A 17,231-nucleotide genomic window follows, 5' to 3' on the forward strand; every position below is an offset into this window, starting at 1 on the left:
GCGGGCTGTCAGGCGTCGCGTTCGATAACGAAACGCGCGAGCTGCCGCAAGTTTCCTGCGCCCTCGCCATAGGCATCAAGGGCGGCTTCGGCATCTCGGACCAGCGCGCGCGCCTTGTCCCGCGCGCCCTCCAGCCCCAGCAGCGAGACGAAGGTCGCCTTGTTGGCGGCGCCGTCCTTGCCGGTGCGCTTGCCCGTCTCGGCCTCGGTGCCGGTCACGTCGAGAATGTCGTCCTGGATCTGGAAGGCCAGGCCCAGGTTGCGGGCATATTCCGCCAGCGGGCCGGGATCCTCGCCCGCCATGACCGCGCCGGCGGTGGCGGCGAACTGGATCAGCGCCCCGGTCTTGGCCTGCTGCAGCCGGGTGATGGCGGCAAGGTCCAAGGGCTCGGCGGCGGTCTCGGCGGCGATGTCCAGCGCCTGGCCCCAGACCATGCCGCGCCCGCCCGCCGCATCGGACAGGCCGCACACCAACGCCAGCCGCGCCTCGGGCGGGCCGACCAGCGGCTCGGTCAAAAGGCCAAAAGCCAGGCTTTGCAGCGCGTCGCCGGCCAGGATGGCGGTGGCCTCGGACCATTGCACATGCACGGTGGGCAGGCCGCGGCGCAGGTCGTCGTCGTCCATCGAGGGCAGATCGTCATGGACCAGGCTATAGGCATGCAGCGCCTCGACCGCCGCCGCGACCGGCAGCGATGCTGCGTCGGGCAAGCCGAACAGCCGCGCCGATTCCATGACCAGGAAGGCGCGGATGCGCTTGCCGCCGGTGCAGGCATAGCGCATGGCATCGGTCAGCTCGCCCTCGGGCAGGCCGGCCATGACCTCGTCCAGCGCGGCCTGGACCTGCGCCTTCACCTCGGCAAGGCGGTCCCGCATCACAGCCCCTCGGCCGGAACGGTCCCGTCGGGCTGGCCGTTGGCCGCCAAAGTGATCTTTTCCACCCGCTCCTCGGCCTCGCGCAGGCGCTTGTCGCAATGCGCCCGCAGGGCCGCACCGCGCTCGTAGAGCTTGATCGATTCCTCCAGCGTGGCCTCGCCATGCTCCAGACGGCCGACCGTCGCCTCCAGCTCTTTCATCGCCTCCTCGAAGGACATGTTCTCGATCTCGGTCCCGGTCACGCGGCAGTCTCCCTCAGCACATCGACATGGGCGCGCGCCGAGCGGCCCAGAGCGGCCAGATCATAACCGCCTTCCAGCGCCGATACCACCGGGGCCGAACACCCCGCCGCCGTGTCGCAGATCATCCGGGTGATGGCGGTGAAATCCGCCTCGCGCCACATCAGCGCGGCAAGGGGGTCGTCGGCATGGGCGTCGAACCCGGCCGAGACCAGCACCAGCTGCGGCCGCCAGGCCGCGACCCGGTCGCAGATCGCCCGCCAGGCCGCGCGCGCCTCGTCCCCGCCGCTGCCCGGCGCCAGCGGCATGTTGACGATCTGGCCATGCGCACCCCGCTCCGAGGCCGCGCCGGTGCCGGGATAAAGCGGCACCTGGTGGGTCGAGGCGAAGAACGCCCGCTTCTCGTCCCACAGCACGTCCTGGGTGCCGTTGCCGTGATGCACGTCGAAATCCAGCACCGCCACCCGGTCCAGCCCGTGATGGTCCAGCGCCCGCAGGGCGGCGATGGCGACCGAGGACAGGATGCAGAACCCCATGGCCTTCATGCGCTCGGCATGATGGCCCGGCGGGCGCATGGCGACGAAGGCATTGGGCGCCTCGCCCGCCAGCACCGCATCCACGGCGGCGCAGACCCCGCCGGCGGCATGGCGCGCCGCCTCCAGGCTGCCCGGCGCCAGATAAGTGTCCGAATCGAGCATGCTCCAGCCCTCGGCCGGCAGCTTCCGCCGCAAAAGCGCCAGGTACCCGGCCGGATGGGCGCGCAGGATGTCCCTCTCCGCCGCCTCGGGCGCCTCGCGCCGCTCCAGGTCCATCCCCTCCAGCGCGGCCAACACGGCATCCAGCCGGGCCACCTGCTCGGGATGGCTGGGCGGCGTCACATGCGAAAAGCCCGAGGGATGCGTATAAAGCAAGGTCATCGGCCCAAGGATTATGGACAGCCGCCCCGCCCGGCAAGGAAATGTTCCGCAGCTTGCCGAAAATCCCGCCCCCGGACAGGGCAAATGCCCGCCAGGCCCGCACCCGCAATGGCGGCACCCCGCCCCGGCTTCTTTCTTGGTCAAATATCCTCGGGGGGAGTCCGGCGGCCGCAGGCCGGTGGACGGGGGGGCAGACAGCCCCCCGCGGCCACGCTGAAACGGCCGCCCTCAGGCCCTCAGCCGCTGCCCGTCATGGCCGGCGATGCGCAGCTCCACCAGCGTGCCCTCGGGCATGTCGCGGTCGACGGCGACCTCGGTGAAATGCTCCGTCCGGCCCAGCCGCGGCCCCTCGGTCAGCACCATGCGCAGCGCGCCGAGCTCGGCCTCAAGATGCCGGGCCAGCGCCGCATCGCCCGCCGCCCGCAGCCGCGCCGCGCGCTCCCTGATCGCCGGGCCGGGCACGCGCGGCATCCGCGCCGCCGGCGTGCCCTTCCGCGCCGAATAGGGAAACACATGCAGGAAGGTCAGCCCGCAATCCTCGACCAGCTTCAGGCTGTTTTCAAACATCGCCTCGGTCTCGGTCGGGAAGCCGGCGATGATGTCGGCGCCGAAGACGATGCCGGGCCGCAGCTTGCGCGCCGCCTCGCAGAAACGGATGGCGTCGTCGCGCAGGTGGCGGCGCTTCATCCGCTTCAGGATCATGTCGTCGCCGGCCTGCAGCGACAGGTGCAGATGCGGCATCAGCCGCGGCTCGGTGGCGATGGCCAGCATCAGGTTTTCGTCCGCCTCGATCGAATCGATCGAGCTGATGCGCAGCCGCGGCAGATCCGGCACCAGCCGCAGGATACGCATGACCAGATCGCCCAGCCGCGGCTGCCCCGGCAGATCGGCGCCCCACGAGGTCAGGTCCACCCCGGTCAGCACCACCTCGTTGAAGCCGCGATCCCGCAGCCGCTTGATCTGGTCCACCACCACCCCCGCCGGCACCGAGCGCGAATTGCCCCTGCCGTAAGGAATGATGCAGAAGGTGCAGCGATGATCGCAGCCGTTCTGCACCTGCACATAGGCCCGATGCCGGCCGAAGCCGTCGATCAGGTGGCCCGCCGTCTCGCGCACCGACATGATGTCGTCGACCTGCACCCGCTCGGTCTCGCCGATCAGGTCGGGGGCCTGCATCGCGGCCCAGGTTGCCGGCTGCATCTTTTCGTGGTTGCCGATGACGCGGCTGACCTCGGCCATGGCGGCGAAGGTCTCGGGCTCGGTCTGGGCGGCGCAGCCGGTGACGATGACCGGGGCGCCGGGGTTCTCGCGCGCCAGCCGGCGGATCTCCTGCCGGGCCTTGCGCACCGCCTCGGCCGTCACCGCACAGGTGTTCACGATCACCGCGCCCTGCAGCCCGGCGGCCTCGGCCATCTCGCGCATGGCCTCGGTCTCATAGGCGTTCAGCCGGCAGCCGAGGGTGGCGAAAACCGGGGGCTTCAGATCCTTCATCCGCGCCAGACCCCGTCGAAGACATGCGCCGTCGGCCCGGTCATCCAGACCCCGTCCTCACGCCAGTCGATCTCCAGCTGCCCGCCCGGCACGTTGACCTTGACCCGCCGCCCGGTCAGCCCGCGCCGCGCCGCCGCCACCACCGCCGCGCATGAGCACGACCCCGAGGCCAGGGTGATGCCGGTGCCGCGTTCCCAGATGCGCAGCACGATCTCGTCCGGCGAGACGACCTGCACCAGCTCGACATTGGTCCGCTGCGGATAAAGCGGATGATGCTCATGCGCGGGCCCGAAGCGTTCCAGGTCCACCGCCGCCACATCGGGCACGAAGAAGGTCATGTGCGGATTGCCCATCCCCGTCGCCACCGGATCGCCTGGAATCGGCAGGTGCAGCGTATCGACATCCTCGGCCAGCGGGATCCCGGCCCAGCCCAGCACCGGCGCGCCCATGTTGACCCGCGTCAGCCGGTCCCCGGCATCCTCGGCCGCAAGCACCGCATGGTCGGTGGCGAGCCGCAGGGCCGAGGCGCCCGATTCGTCCATCAGGAAGCGCGCGACGCAGCGCGTGGCATTGCCGCAGGCGGCCGAGACCGAGCCGTCGGCGTTGAAGAACACCAGCCGCGCATCGGCATTCTCGCCGGGCAGGATGACGGCCATCTGGTCGAAACCGACACCGCGATGGCGGTCCGCGATCGCGGCCACGGTCGCGGCATCGGGCAGCGCGCCGGAGCGGCGGCTGTCGATCACCACGAAGTCGTTGCCGAGCCCGTGCATCTTCATGAAGGGCAGAGGGACGCTCTGGCCGGGGTTTTGCTGGTGTTCCATGGCGGTGACATACTCCTGCCGGAAAGATTCTGCCAGAGGCGGTGATTTTTCCGCTTGACCCTGTCAGCCGCCGACCGTAGTTAGCCCCCCGTGCGATGGGCCCGTAGCTCAGTTGGTAGAGCAACTGACTTTTAATCAGTGGGTCACAGGTTCGAATCCTGTCGGGCTCACCACTGAACTTCCTGTGTCAGGTGACATGCGAGTTGTCCATTTGTGACAGCTTTTTGTCCATTTTTGACAGATCTTCTGTCCATCGCAGCGGAATCTTATAGTTCGGTGCGGCAGTCGGCTGCGGCAAACGTGGCAGAGCCTTCGCAGCACCAGTCTGAGGTAGCCGTTCAACCGAGGTGCAGCAAGCTATCTCGCCCCGACGTCACAAAGGGCAACGAGTCGACACTCGCTGCGGATCACCCGCAGAGGGTTGACGTTTTCAGGAAAAAGAAGGATTCAGAAAGCAGTACTGGGTCTTTCTGAGATCCGTGACGGGGTTCGGCGGTGCAAACGTCTAGCCCCGTTTTCTTTTCCGAACGGCGATGGCCACCTCGAAAGTTCCGTTGTTTTAATGGGAAGTCAGGTCACGCTCGGTCCTCCCCATTCGAATAGACGCCGGGCCAGAGCTCATCGACAGTCGAATCGAGTTCAGATGCCACATATTCGGCGACACGGCGTGAGCGGCGCTTGCCGGTCAGCACGATGGACACAATCGGTCCAGTAATGTGCAGATCATTTTGCCATTCAGCTTCTGAAGGGCCACACCAAAATGGACAGTACAGTTCGATACCTCGGCGTCGACTTTGACAATGCGTTGACACTGTCAGAGGGGATAGACCTGTAGTCCGGAAGCTGGCCGGTTGGAAATCTGTCGACTGGCCCATGGTCGCCGGTCGGGATCGCCCCAGTGCCGCAGTGCGGCTTTCCGGAAGCTACCGTTCGACTCATCACGAGGCACTATCGTACCGGTTTCCATCCGAGACCCGTTGGCCGGCTCCAGCACCACGCTCATTGCGGCGAAGAAGTTGGGCTGGCAGGCAATCGGCATCGAAAGCGATGCCGGTCGAGGAGGAAAGTAAGCGGCGGCTACGCCCCACACGCTTTTAGCTTGCTGGCTTGAAGTTCCAAGGCAGCAGATCGTCGATTCTTGCCTGCGGGTGACCGGCGGCCACGGCCTGCAAGGTTGCCTTCAGATAGGCAAAGGGCTCGACGCCGTTGATCTTCGCGGTGGCGATCAGGGATGCGATGCATGCCCAGGATCTTCCGCCCTCGTCATGACCGGCGAAGAGTGCATTCTTGCGGGTCAGAGCGATCGGTCGAATTAGGTTCTCGACGCTGTTGGAGTCGATCTCGACACGGCCGTCGCGCAGGAAGGTCTGCAACCCGTCCCAGTGGCGGTGGATATAGGCCAGCTTCTCGCCGAGGCGCGACTTCATCGATATGCGCCGACACTGCGGCTGCAGCCACTCGCCGAAGGCGGCGACCAGCGGCGCACTGCGCGCTTGGCGGGCCGACAGGCGTTGGCCGGGGCCCATGCCGCGGATCTCGGCCTCGATCCGGTAAAGCTCGGCGATCCGGCGCAGCCCCTCGGCTGCGATCTGGGAGCCGTCGCGATCAACGATTTCCTTCAGCTTGCGCCGGGCATGCGCCCAGCAATGGGCGACGGTGATCGGCGCGCCGCCTGTCCGGGATGGGCGCGTCAGGCGGTTGTAGCCGGTATAGCCATCCAGCTGCAGGATGCCGTCAAAGCCCTGCAGAATGCGCTCTGCATTCTCGCCCCCACGGTCCGGCGCATAGGTGAAGACCACACCAGGCGGATCTCCCCCGCCCCATGAGCGGTCATCGCGCGCCAGGGCCCAGAGATAGCCCGTCTTCGTCCGCCCCCGGCCGGGGTCGAGCACAGGGGCCGGTGTCTCGTCCATGAACAGCTTGGTCGACGTCTTCAGGTGCTCGGCCAGTCGATCGACCACCGGACCGAGGTGGAAGGCGGCGCTGCCGACCCAATCGGCCAGCGTGCTGCGATGCAGCTCGACCCCGGCCCGGGCGAGGATCTGGCTCTGGCGATACAATGGCAGATGGTCCGCGTATTTGCTGACCAGGACATATGCGAGGGCGCCCTCGGTGGGCAGGCCGCCCTCGATCAGGTGTGCGGGCGCCGGTGCCTGAGACACCCCCTCGCCACATCGGCGGCACGCATATTTGGGCCGGACGGTGACGATGACCCGCAGCTGTGCCGGCACGATGTCCAGCCGCTCGGTCCGGTCTTCGCCGATGTGGTGCATCTCACCGCAGCCAGCCGGTCGGCGCGCTTCGAGCGGAACACGAAGATCGTGCCGGTGAAGGGGTCTTCCGCCAGCATCGACTGCGCCAGCGCCGCTAACCCGTCATGCCCCTTGCGGTTATGTGGTGCACCACATAATCGTAACTATGCGGCGATCATGATTATGCGGAGTCGCGGACGCTGACGGGCGCATTTCCGGGCCTCACGACATCTGTCGACTCCACATAACAATACGCTATCGCGCAGCGAGCATCGCGATCAATTTGTCCGGCGGGCGGAATTTGCCTGGCTTGATGCCGAGCGGCGCCAAAGCGTCGATCATCTCGAGTTTTTCGGCCGGGTCAGCGCGCAAGTAGATCTCGGTGCTCTGGAGAGTGGCATGACCGAGCCACAGCGCTACCTTGCGGATATCCCGGGTGGCCTGAAGCATGTGCATCGCGCAGCTATGACGCAGAACATGAGGCGATATTGGCTTGGCGGCAAGCGAGGGCACGACCTTCGCCGCAACCGCGGCGTGCTTTGTCAGGATATATTCGAAGCCGGCGCGCGTCATCGCCCGGCCGGCCTTGTTGAGGAAGAGCGCGGTGTCGCCATCCTTGGGTCTGACCGCGACCCAGGCCCGGATCGCGGCGGCGGTCTCCTGCCAGAGCGGCAGCACGCGCTCCCGCCGTCCCTTCCCGATAATATGGATGCTGGCCGGCGACCGTCCGTCGAACTGGTCGAGGGCGAGACCAACAAGTTCGGAAACGCGCAGCCCGCCGGCGAAGGCGAGATGCAGCATGGCCCGATCGCGAATGCCCGATGGTGTCCGCCGGTCCGGTGCGTCGAGCAGCGCTTGAACTTCGGCGCGCGAAAGGGAAGCGACCAGCGCCTCGTCGACCTTCTTCATGGGAATGGCGTGCACCCGAAGGGCCTGATCGAGAACCGCGGGGACGCGGTGCTCGAGATAGCGGAAGAAGGACTTCACGGCCGCCAGCCTTGCGTTGCGCGAACGGGCCTTGTTGCCGCGCGCCTCCTCGACATGTTCGAGGAAGGCAAGGATCATCGGCACGTCGAGATCCTCGATCTGCAGCAGGCAAGGCCTCTTGCGCAATCGTCGCGCGGCGAACGTCACCAGCAGCTGGAAGCTATAGGCATAGGCATCGCAGGTATGCACGCTGGCGCGTCGTTCGCGGGGAAGGTGTTCGCGAAGGAACGCGGTGAGATGCGGGGCGAGTTGGGTCATGCCGGCACTTCCCGATGCAAGGCCTCGCCGGCTGCCGCCATGTGCGCCATCAGCTCGGGCGTCGCCTCAAGATACCAGTAAGTATCGGTCACATGGGCGTGCCCCAGATAGGTGCTCAGGGCGGTGATATGCCGTGCTACCGCCTGGGCATCGTGCGCACAGCGTTCGAGAGAGCGAACGGCGAATGTGTGGCGAAGATCGTGGAGACGTGGTCCTTGCGATCATGGAGCGCCGCGCAAGCCGATCGATCGAATGATTTGCAGGAAGACAGTTATCACTGTCGGATAGGCGGGCGGCGTTCCCTGATGCGAAATGAAGAGTGCATCGCTCTGGCTCGAGGCCTTCAGGCGAGTGGCGAGGTATCCGTCCAATGCGCGCCGGGTCGTTGAATGGAGCGGCAGCAACCGGCTCTTTTTGAACTTGGTCTGGGCAATGATCAGCCCATCGTCGATCACGTCCGGCAGCCGAATGGCAAGCGCCTCCGAAACGCGCATGCCGGTCGCCGCGATCAGCCCGAACATCGTGGCGTAGGTGATCGGTCGGATCGAACCGTCGGGACCAAGGCGATGCGCGGCATCGATCAACCGTCGGATATCCCTGGGATCGTAGATATAGGGTGTGCGGCGCCGGTGACTGGCGCGGCCGAAGAGGTCAGCCGAGGGCACCTCGTGGCGCGGATCTTCGGCATGCAGCGCGATCGCGAAGCGGCGCACTGTCAGCAGACGGTTGCGTCGTTGCTCGGGCGATGGTGCCTGCAGTGCCCACTCGCGCACGGTCGCCGTCGTGACGACACGCTCCCCGCGATGCTCGGCGAAGGCGACAAAGTTGCGCAGGAGGATGCCCGGGGTCCGGAACTTGAATCCCAGTGCACGGTGCAGCGCTGCATGATCGGTGAGGAGCTGACTCAGCATGCCAGCTCTCCCGGCCAGGGCTGGGCAATCTGCTCCAGCATCGCAATGTCGACCTTGGCGTAATGCGCGGTCATATCGAGCGAACGGTGACGCAGCACCGTGCCGACAGCCTCGAGCGTGGCGCCCGAGCGCAGCATCGAGGTCGCCGCGGAGTGGCGCAGCAGGCTGGCTCCGGTCGACGGAGCATCGGAAATGCCCGCCCGCTTCAGCGCCAGTGCTACGATCGTGGAGACGTGGCTGGACTGCGAGAATGATCGGTAGGGTGCGACCATCATGAGAAAGACCGCCTCCTGATCCACGCGCGGCCGTTCCAGCTCGATGTAGGCGAGGATCGCATCGCCGACGTCCTGCGGGAGCGGCAACCGAACCTGCCGGCGCGCTTTGCCACTCAAGCGCAGCATGCCAGACGTCCAATCGAGATCGCTGAGTCTGAGTCCAGCGACATCCCCGGCCCGCAGCCCCAGGCGTGCGAGCAGGAGCAGGATCGCACGGTCCCGTAGGCGCCCCCTGGTAAGTTGATCGCAGGATGCAACGACGCGTTCGAGATCGGCGGCAGCAAGATACCGCGGCAAAGACGAAAGGCGCCATTGCACGACCGGCGGGATGGCGTGATCGAGGTTGGGGCGACAGAGGCCGGCACCCGCGAGGAAACGGAGATAGCTGCGCAAGGTGCTCGTTATGGTCCGCAGGTCCGCCGGTCCGGTTCGCTCGCGCCACTCGCGGACAACATTGCGGACGAGGGCGGCATCATAGTCGTGGGTCGCCGTGCCGAGTTCCGGCAACAACTTATGCAGGTGGCGAAGATGGCGGGCGATCGTCCGTTCCGACAGTCCCCGGTGGATGCGCAACCAGTTCCGATAATCGTCAAGCAGGGGATATGACGAGGCGACCTTCACGGATGGTCGCGCGACACCTTTCCTTTGCAGGAAAACAACGAACCGCCCGGCGCGGCGCGAATACTTTGGTGAAACACGCAGCCATCGCCGCCCACCAGGACATCGACACCGATGTTCGGCAAAGCGACGAACGACATCGTCACCAATATCATCGATCGCGATACCTGCGCTACCAAGCCAAGCCGCAAAATGACGCGCCGAGGCCGTGTAGCCTTCAATCGTCAGCGGCGTATATCTCTGAGCGGCAAGGTCGGCCGCGAACTGATCGATCCACGACGACAACGGTCCCGGATCGAGGAACCAGTGATTACGATTATTGGCATCCATCTTTGCTCTCCTCACGATATTGAACCATCGCGAGGGAGCATAGTTATGCGGAGCGAAAGCCTGCTCTCGGGCTACTTAGGTATCTGTAAAAAAGCCCTAATCTATCGATCGGCAACGCCAACTCCGCATAATCATGGTCGCCGCATAGTTCCTGAAGTCCACCGGCTTGGTCGCCACCAGGATCCGCATGCCCTGAGACGGCATCAGCATCCGGCGGCTCCAAGAGCACGAACGATCTCGGCCAGCCGAACCGCAGGCGTGTCCGCGGCCAGCTCGAGCCTCACCTCGCCGATTACGATCCGGATCTGCTCTTCAGCCGGCCGCCTGTCGCAGGAAGGGGGTGCTGGCGCCGGATCGCAAACCACCAGCGGTGCAAAAACCGGCGCGTCAGGTGCTATAGCTGGCAGCACCAGCTTGCCCTGCTTGGCCAACCGCCGCCACGCAGACAGCTGGTTCGGCTGAGGGGCAGCATGGATCGCGCTGGCAGGCGGTCCTGTCGATTTCCGCGAAGATCGGTTGCGCGCCCCAGACCCTGAACGAGTGGGTCAAGAAGGCCGAGGTCGACAGCGGCAAGCGCGCGGGCATTCCGACCGATATGGCCGAGAAGATGAAGGCGCTGGAGCGGGAGAACCGCGAGTTGCGTCAGGCGAATGAGATCCTTCGTAAGGCGAGCGCGTATTTTGCGATGGCGGATACTCGACCGCCGGTCGAAGTGATGGTCGGGTTCATCGACGATCAGCGTGGTGAACATGGGGTCGATAGCCGGGCCCCTCGTTGATACGCATCTCGCTCACGCCAGCGCCAACCGGCTTCACGTCTCAGGGGTTTCCGAACCGCAGCCGCTGGATGCGGCTGGCAATCTTCTGCTTGGCCCGTGTATCGCGAAGGGCAAGCAGCCATTCCCGGAAGGTGTCTGTCTGGCGGATCTCGATCATGATTGTATGTAGCTTACAGGCTACACGAAATTAAGGGCAGCAGGATGGTGCCTTGGCTGCCGCTTTCGAGGGGGCCAGCGCCAATGCATGGTAGCGGGGATGGATCGCGGCAGTGTCACCCATGGAGCAAGCGGTCAGCGGCCTCGCGAAGAACGCGCGCCACCTCGGGGTGCGAGACGGCCGCCTTGTCCTGGTAGGATCGGGCAGTCTCATGCTCGCGCCCCGGCCGCAGCAACGGCGAACTCAGGAGCAAGTCCATCACGAACGCCCGGAGCGCCTCACCACGTTTGTCGTTGCTTTCCATCGTTTCATCCCTCTCCGAACTCTGCCCGATCCTGCCCCACGGCTGGTGTGATGTGCAGGCAGCGGAAGGGCGAGACATTTTCAACGGATCTGGGGGATTTCGAAGCTTCGGTGTCGGGGAATACCTTGCTTTCAGTGTTCGCCTTCCCGCCGCTGACGCCCGTCGCGTTGGCGGTCATCACCGCGGGCGTGGTCTGAACGCTCCACTGACAGGGGTTGCTGCGGCCTGGTTGATCCCGCCTTGGGTTATGGCGTTGCGCCCCCAGCGCGTCTAATCGCGCCGGAGACGGGATGCTTCAGCAGAGCTTCTCAGCGGCCCGTGATCCGGTCTATGGACAGCGCCCCGGCACCGGTGGTCACGAGCAACAGGAAAACGAAGCAGAACAGGATGGCTGCATCGCCGCCGTTGGCCACGGGGAATACGCTCTTCGGGGCATGCGCCATCCAATAGGCGAAGGCCATGTGCCCGGACAGGACGAATGCCACCGGCCGGGTGAACAGGCCGAGGATGATCAGTGCGCCGCCGATAACCTCCAGCAGCCCGGAGACGAGCGACAGCATGCCGAGGGTCTCGGGGCCGGGGATGGGGATGCCGAACAGCTTCTGGGTTCCATGCTCGAAATAGAGCAGTCCGGCGACGATGCGCAGGGCCCCGATTGCATAGGGCTGTAGCGCCGAAAGCTTGTCAGTCATTACCGTCCCTCATCTTTGGGTTGATGCTGCGGACAGTGGATGGCCGCCTTCGTCAGAATGCAAGCAGGATGAAAGGCGGAGCGCAAAGCAATCGCATTGATCTTCGAGGGGCGCTGCGAGGCAAAGCCGCACGGTTTCAAGCCGTATCGGGCTCATCAGCCCTCATGGCCACCCCAGGCCCCGCCGCGACCTGCCCGCTTTCGAGGAACTGCACGCCCTGGGCCTCAAGGGCCTTGCGGATGGCTTCCTCGTTCTCCCGGCTTAGAGCTTTTGTGCGACCACTCTCGAAGGAGCGCAGCGTGTCATGTGATACGGCAGCCGCAGCCGCAAGGTCAGCAGCCTTCCAATCAATGAGCATGCGGGCGGCCTTGCAGACCTTCCTGTCAAGAACGGGCATAAACACTCCTTGTGTATATTAATACACGCATGTGTTGACATGCCGTGTGTCATGCTGTACATACCATGTGTAGCGGGGCGGTAAATAGATCCGCCGTCCAGAGTGCTCTCGCGCATTCGCGACAACGGTCAGCCTCAGCATCGGCACGGGGCAATGCTCTTGATCCATGCCGGATCGACGCCCCTGCGACATTCGCGACACCTGCGACAAACACGCCCTTTGTCGCGAATGTCGCGGGTGTCGCAATGTCGCAGCTTCCGTTTCCCGGCAGCCTCACACGGAAAAATCGCAACCGAATAGCAGCACGTTGCGATTCCTGGCCGTCGCAAAGACCCAGCCAGAGAGCCCTTTCTGACGACCCGAGGGCCGAGAACTGCGGAATAGCGAAAATCGCAGGAGGGCGCATGTCGGTCGCTACCGCTTTTTTTGTCACCCTACCAGTGTCCAAGATGAGCGTTCTGGATGGCGACCTTGGCTTGGTTATGGTCGCGCCCCATCTCTAATCCATCCCAGGGCGTGGCCTATCCGCATCACTCACGGCCGCAATCGGTAGCAGCCAACCGCAAATATAAAGGCGGGCGTGATGGCGGTTGTATCGCTTGAATGGAAATTTTTCTTATAAATATCAATGGAGTGTGGCGGAGACGAAGGGATTCGAACCCTCGAGACGGTTTCCCGCCTGCACCCTTAGCAGGGGTGTGCCTTCGACCACTCGGCCACGTCTCCGCCGCCTCGTATATGGATCAGGAGCCGCGGAAACAAGGGGTATTTCGCAGCCGCGACAAGATGGCGGAACTGGGCAACTTCCCCTGGTTTTCACGGCATCTGCCGCCCGCGAAACCCTGCCGGCCCCGCAAGACCAGAAGGCCGGGAGGCCGGGAATCCTTCCGGTCAGGCGTTGAACAGGAAATGCAGCACGTCGCCGTCCTGCACCACGTAGGACTTGCCCTCGACGCGGAACTTGCCGGCCTCGCGCGCGCCGGCCTCGCCTTTGTACGCCACGTAATCGTCATAGGCGATGGTCTCAGCGCGGATGAAGCCGCGCTCGAAATCGCCATGGATCACGCCCGCCGCCGCCGGGGCCAGCGTGCCCTTGTGGATGGTCCAGGCACGGGCCTCCTTGGGACCGACGGTGAAATAGGTCTCCAGGCCCAGAAGCTTGTAGCCCTCGCGGATCAGCCGGTCGAGGCCGGCCTCGTGCAGGCCCATCTCCTCGAGGAACATCGTCGCTTCCTCGGCGGGAAGCTGGCTGATCTCTTCCTCGATCCTGGCCGAGATCACCACATGGCCGGCACCCTGCTCGGCCGCCATCTGTGCCACGCGCTCGGACTGGCTGTTGCCGGTGGCGGCCTTGTCTTCCTCGACATTGCAGACGAACAGGACCGGCTTGGCGGTCAGCAGCTGCAGCATGTCCCAGGCTTTCCGGTCCTCGTCCGCGACTTCGACGGTGCGGGCGGGGCGGCCGGATTCCAGCGCCGCCTGCGCGGCCTTGAGCAGCTTTTCCTGCGCCACCGCCTCCTTGTCGCCGCCCTTCAGCTTGCGCTGGATATTGGCCAGCCGGCGCTCGATGGATTCCAGGTCGGCGATCATCAGCTCGGTCTCGATGGTCTCGGCATCGGCGATGGGATCGACGCGGCCCTCGACATGGGTGACATCGCCATCCTCGAAACAGCGCAGGACATGGGCGATGGCGTCCACTTCGCGGATATTGGCCAGGAACTGGTTGCCCAAGCCTTCGCCCTTGCTCGCGCCCTTCACCAGCCCGGCAATGTCGACGAAGGTGATGCGGGTCGGGATGATCTGCTTGCTGCCCGCGATCCCGGCCAGCTTGTCCAGCCTCGGATCGGGCACCGCGACCTCGCCCACATTCGGCTCGATGGTGCAGAAGGGAAAGTTCGCAGCCTGCGCGGCGGCGGTTTTCGTCAGCGCGTTGAACAGCGTCGATTTGCCCACGTTCGGCAGGCCGACGATCCCCATGCGAAAGCCCATGATGCACCCCTTTTCCCGGATTTCCGCGCTTATTATGGGGCGATGACGCGCAAGTCCAGTGGCGGGCCGTTGATCTTGCCCCTCAAGCCGGGCTAGGGCTGGGCGGACCATGAGGGAACGGGGCGCATGAGCAGAATCGACGACACTTTCGCGCGGCTGGCCAAGACGGACGGCAAGGCCTTCGTCGCCTATATGATGGGCTGCGACCCGGATTTCGACACCTCGCTGCAGATCATGCGCGGCCTGCCCGGCGCCGGCGTGGACATCATCGAGCTGGGCATGCCCTTCACCGACCCGATGGCCGACGGCGCCACCATCCAGGCGGCGGGCCAGCGGGCGCTGGCGGCGGGCGGCAGCGTCAGCCGCGTGCTGGACATGGTGCGCGCCTTTCGCGCCCAGGACGACGCCACCCCCATTGTGCTGATGGGCTATTACAACCCGATCTATGCCCGCGCGGGCGGTGTCGACCGCTTCCTGTCCGAGGCCGCCGCGGCCGGCGTGGACGGGCTGATCGTCGTGGACCTGCCGCCCGAGGAGGATGCCGAGCTGTGCCTGCCGGCGCGCGAGGCCGGCCTGAACTTCATCCGCCTGGCGACGCCGACCACCGATGACCGCCGCCTGCCCGCCGTGGTGCAGAACACCTCGGGCTTCGTCTATTACGTCAGCGTCACCGGCATCACCGGCGGTCCTGCGGCGAACGCGGCCGAGGTCGCGCCCGAGGTGGCCCGCATCCGCGCCAGCGCGAAACTGCCGGTCGTCGTCGGCTTCGGCATCTCGACCCCCGAGGCTGCGCAGGCGGTGGCGGGCGTGGCCGATGGCTGCGTCGTGGGTTCGGCCATCGTCAAGCTGATCGGCGAGGGCCGGCCGGTGCCCGAGATCCTGGCCTTCGTCGCCGACCTGGCGCGGGGCGCGCACAGCGCCTGAACCGATCCTCCGCCCGGCGCGTTCGATGATGCAGAACGCCGCGTTCCCGCCTTTGCCGGTGGGGGAAACGCGGCGCGGCGCTATCTTGGACGCATCGCAAGACGGAGGATTTCATGCCCACCCTGTTCTACCATGCCGGCGCCTGCTCGCTCGCGCCCCATATCGTGCTGGAATGGACCCGCGCGCCCTATCAGGCGGTGGCGGTCGAATTCGGCTCGGCCGAACTGCTGGCGGTGAACCCGGCCGGCGCCGTGCCGGTGCTGCGCGAGGATGACGGCTGGACCCTGACCCAGGCGGGCGCGATCCTGCACCACCTGGCGCGCAAGCATCCCGAGGCCGACCTGGCCGGCGGCGACGGCCTGCGGGCGCAGGCGGAACTCGACCGCTGGTCGAGCTTCTTCACCGGCGACCTGCATCCGGCCTTCTTCCCGCTGTTCACGCCGCAACGCTATACCACCCGCCGCGATGAGGCCGACCGCGAGGCGGTGCAGGAGGCCGCGCGCAAGCTGGTCCGCAAGCGGCTGGCGCTGCTGGACGCGCATCTGGATGGCCGCGACTGGATCCTGGGCCGCCGCTCGGTGATCGACGCCTATGCCTTTCCGATGCTGCGTTGGGCGGCGAAGCTGCTGCCCGAGGGAACCGATGGCTGGGCCAATGTGCAGGCCCTGCATGACCGCATCGCGGCCGATCCGGCCGTGCAGACCGTCCTTGCCCGCGAAGAGGGCGCATAAAGGGGAAAAAATCATGCCCACCGGCATCCATCACGTCACCGGCATTACCCGCCGGGTGCAGGCCAATGTCGATTTCTACGCCGGCTTCCTGGGCCTGCGCCTGGTCAAGCGCACCGGCGGCTTCGAGGATGCCGAGCAATTGCACCTGTTCTATGGCGACGCGCTCGGCTCGCCCGGCTCGCTCGTCACCTTCCTGGTCTGGGAGGACGGGGCGCCGGGCCGGGTCGGCCATGGCCAGGTGGCGGAAATCGCGCTGGCCGTGCCGCCCGCCAGCATCGGCGACTGGCTGACCCGCGCCATGACCGCGCGCGTGCCGGTCGAGGGGCCGCTGCGCGAGCGGGGCGAGACGGTGCTGCGGCTGAAGGATCCCGACGGCGTGATCGTCAAGCTGGTGGGGGCGGACCTGCCCGCCACGGCCCCCTTGCCCGATCCGATCGCGCCGACGCGGCTGCGCGGCGTCACCATCCTGACCGAACAGCCCGCAGCGACGCGGGATTTCCTGACCCGCTTCGGCTATCGCCCCGGCTCGACCGAGGGCGCGGCGCAGCGCATGGAATCGGACACGGATGTCGTCGACATCCGCGATGCGACCGGCTTCTTTCCGGGCATTCCCGGTACCGGCATCCTGGATCACGTCGCCTTCCGGGCGCCGGACGCCGATGCCGTGCGCCGGATGCGGCTGGCGCTGAAGGATACCGACGCGACCAGCGTGCATGACCGGAAATATTTCCTGTCGCTCTATGTGCGCGAGCCGGCGGGAACGCTGCTGGAATATGCCACCGACGCCCCCGGGTTCACCGTGGACGAGGCGGCCGAGCACCTGGGCGAGACGCTGTTCGTCCCGCCCCATGACGCGGCCCGCGCCGAGGACCTGCGCGTGATCCTGCCGCAATTCGCCCTGCCGGGCGAGGAAAGGAGCCCGATGCGCGAGTTGCATTTCATCCACCGCTTCCACCGGCCGGAAAACCCGGACGGCAGCACCATCGTCCTGCTGCACGGCACCGGCGGCAACGAATCCGACCTGATGCCGCTGGCGCATCGGATCGCGCCGAACGCCACGCTGCTGGGCGTCCGCGGCCGCTCGACCGAGGAAGGCATCAATCGCTGGTTCCGCCGCTATGACGCGGTGACCTATGACCAAGAGGACATCCGCGCCGAGGTCGAGGCCTTTGCCGGCTTCATCGGCTCTGTTGCACAAATCCTGTGAGGGATTCATCTTGTGAATCCAGTATGGTAGCTGGAGGGCATGAGCAGACCCACACCCCCCGCATACAAGACCAGGAAC

The 17,231-nt window shown here is 65.9% G+C and carries 15 protein-coding genes, 2 tRNA genes, 4 pseudogenes and 1 other annotated feature; of the genes and pseudogenes, 7 read left to right on the forward strand and 14 right to left on the reverse strand.

What is annotated here, in order from left to right; translation table 11 throughout:
* Positions 1-8: 8 nt before the first annotated feature.
* The 5 genes from ACDP63_RS17575 to dapF all read right to left on the reverse strand — a co-directional run bounded on the left by ACDP63_RS17575 (position 9) and on the right by dapF (position 4,343).
* Positions 9-872: a polyprenyl synthetase family protein gene (locus tag ACDP63_RS17575; RefSeq protein ID WP_024845365.1), complete on the reverse strand. Its 864-nt coding sequence runs from the start codon at positions 870-872 to the stop codon at positions 9-11.
* Entirely contained in the window at positions 872-1,114 is a 243-nt protein-coding gene (locus tag ACDP63_RS17580; RefSeq protein WP_024845364.1) for an exodeoxyribonuclease VII small subunit, read from the reverse strand. The genes ACDP63_RS17575 and ACDP63_RS17580 overlap by 1 nt, the downstream gene beginning before the upstream one ends.
* On the reverse strand, positions 1,111-2,028 hold the full coding sequence (locus ACDP63_RS17585) for a histone deacetylase family protein (RefSeq protein ID WP_024845363.1): 918 nt from the start codon (positions 2,026-2,028) through the stop codon (positions 1,111-1,113). Before ACDP63_RS17585 ends, ACDP63_RS17580 begins: the two co-directional genes overlap by 4 nt.
* Before the next feature lie 228 nt (positions 2,029-2,256).
* Entirely contained in the window at positions 2,257-3,510 is a 1,254-nt protein-coding gene (mtaB, locus tag ACDP63_RS17590) for a tRNA (N(6)-L-threonylcarbamoyladenosine(37)-C(2))-methylthiotransferase MtaB (RefSeq protein WP_114669334.1), read from the reverse strand.
* Between the two features lie 5 nt (positions 3,511-3,515).
* Complete coding sequence (dapF, locus tag ACDP63_RS17595) at positions 3,516-4,343, reverse strand: diaminopimelate epimerase (RefSeq protein WP_024845361.1); 828 nt, start codon at positions 4,341-4,343, stop codon at positions 3,516-3,518.
* A 97-nt stretch (positions 4,344-4,440) separates the two neighbouring features.
* Here dapF and ACDP63_RS17600 point away from each other — a divergent pair.
* Together ACDP63_RS17600 and ACDP63_RS17605 are read left to right on the forward strand one after the other, a co-directional pair.
* Positions 4,441-4,516 (forward strand) — tRNA-Lys (locus tag ACDP63_RS17600).
* 557 nt (positions 4,517-5,073) lie between these two features.
* Positions 5,074-5,178 (forward strand): annotated as a pseudogene (locus ACDP63_RS17605) (integrase); the annotation flags it as partial.
* Between the two features lie 259 nt (positions 5,179-5,437).
* Here ACDP63_RS17605 and tnpC read toward each other — a convergent pair.
* From tnpC to ACDP63_RS17625, 4 genes and pseudogenes are all read right to left on the reverse strand, one after another.
* Positions 5,438-6,622 (reverse strand): annotated as a pseudogene (tnpC, locus tag ACDP63_RS17610) (IS66 family transposase); the annotation flags it as partial.
* Positions 6,623-6,850: 228 nt separating this feature from the next.
* Positions 6,851-7,840 carry a tyrosine-type recombinase/integrase gene (locus tag ACDP63_RS17615; RefSeq protein ID WP_024846203.1) on the reverse strand — a complete coding sequence of 330 codons (990 nt, stop codon included), beginning with the start codon at positions 7,838-7,840 and terminating at the stop codon, positions 6,851-6,853.
* A gap of 221 nt (positions 7,841-8,061) precedes the next feature.
* On the reverse strand, positions 8,062-8,751 hold the full coding sequence (locus ACDP63_RS17620) for a tyrosine-type recombinase/integrase (RefSeq protein WP_409928373.1): 690 nt from the start codon (positions 8,749-8,751) through the stop codon (positions 8,062-8,064).
* Positions 8,745-9,974: a tyrosine-type recombinase/integrase gene (locus ACDP63_RS17625; RefSeq protein ID WP_028710450.1), complete on the reverse strand. Its 1,230-nt coding sequence runs from the start codon at positions 9,972-9,974 to the stop codon at positions 8,745-8,747. The genes ACDP63_RS17620 and ACDP63_RS17625 overlap by 7 nt, the downstream gene beginning before the upstream one ends.
* A 460-nt stretch (positions 9,975-10,434) precedes the next feature.
* Between ACDP63_RS17625 and ACDP63_RS17630 the strand changes: the two are divergent.
* Positions 10,435-10,734, forward strand: a pseudogene (locus ACDP63_RS17630) (transposase); the annotation flags it as partial.
* Positions 10,647-10,746 (forward strand) — a sequence feature (AL1L pseudoknot). It overlaps the preceding pseudogene by 88 nt.
* Before the next feature lie 278 nt (positions 10,747-11,024).
* On the opposite strand, the gene ACDP63_RS17635 reads toward ACDP63_RS17630, so the two are convergent.
* A complete protein-coding gene (locus ACDP63_RS17635) occupies positions 11,025-11,213 on the reverse strand; it encodes a hypothetical protein (RefSeq protein WP_024845426.1) in 189 nt (62 codons plus the stop codon).
* Positions 11,214-11,263: 50 nt separating this feature from the next.
* On the opposite strand from ACDP63_RS17635, the gene ACDP63_RS17640 reads away from it, so the two are divergent.
* Positions 11,264-11,410 (forward strand): hypothetical protein, encoded by a 147-nt coding sequence (locus ACDP63_RS17640; RefSeq protein ID WP_167521793.1) that lies wholly within the window; start codon positions 11,264-11,266, stop codon positions 11,408-11,410.
* A gap of 111 nt (positions 11,411-11,521) precedes the next feature.
* On the opposite strand, the gene ACDP63_RS17645 is transcribed toward ACDP63_RS17640, so the two are convergent.
* From ACDP63_RS17645 to ychF, 4 genes are all read right to left on the reverse strand, one after another.
* Entirely contained in the window at positions 11,522-11,905 is a 384-nt protein-coding gene (locus ACDP63_RS17645) for a DoxX family protein (RefSeq protein ID WP_024845427.1), read from the reverse strand.
* 136 nt (positions 11,906-12,041) lie between these two features.
* Positions 12,042-12,302: a hypothetical protein gene (locus ACDP63_RS17650; protein WP_024845428.1), complete on the reverse strand. Its 261-nt coding sequence runs from the start codon at positions 12,300-12,302 to the stop codon at positions 12,042-12,044.
* A gap of 636 nt (positions 12,303-12,938) precedes the next feature.
* A tRNA-Ser gene (locus ACDP63_RS17655) sits at positions 12,939-13,028 on the reverse strand.
* Between the two features lie 165 nt (positions 13,029-13,193).
* The gene (gene ychF, locus ACDP63_RS17660; protein ID WP_024845429.1) at positions 13,194-14,291 is read right to left on the reverse strand and encodes a redox-regulated ATPase YchF; all 1,098 of its coding nucleotides are present in this window, start codon (positions 14,289-14,291) and stop codon (positions 13,194-13,196) included.
* A 126-nt stretch (positions 14,292-14,417) separates the two neighbouring features.
* Here ychF and trpA point away from each other — a divergent pair, with 126 nt between their 5' ends.
* From trpA to ACDP63_RS17675, 3 genes and pseudogenes are all read left to right on the forward strand, one after another.
* Positions 14,418-15,215 (forward strand): tryptophan synthase subunit alpha, encoded by a 798-nt coding sequence (gene trpA, locus ACDP63_RS17665; RefSeq protein ID WP_024845430.1) that lies wholly within the window; start codon positions 14,418-14,420, stop codon positions 15,213-15,215.
* A gap of 113 nt (positions 15,216-15,328) precedes the next feature.
* On the forward strand, positions 15,329-15,946 hold the full coding sequence (locus ACDP63_RS17670) for a glutathione S-transferase family protein (protein ID WP_024845431.1): 618 nt from the start codon (positions 15,329-15,331) through the stop codon (positions 15,944-15,946).
* 13 nt (positions 15,947-15,959) lie between these two features.
* Positions 15,960-17,141 (forward strand): annotated as a pseudogene (locus ACDP63_RS17675) (VOC family protein); the annotation flags it as partial.
* Positions 17,142-17,231 lie beyond the last annotated feature (90 nt).

The sequence above is a fragment of the Paracoccus sp. P2 genome (assembly GCF_046335115.1).
GTDB lineage: Bacteria > Pseudomonadota > Alphaproteobacteria > Rhodobacterales > Rhodobacteraceae > Paracoccus > Paracoccus pantotrophus.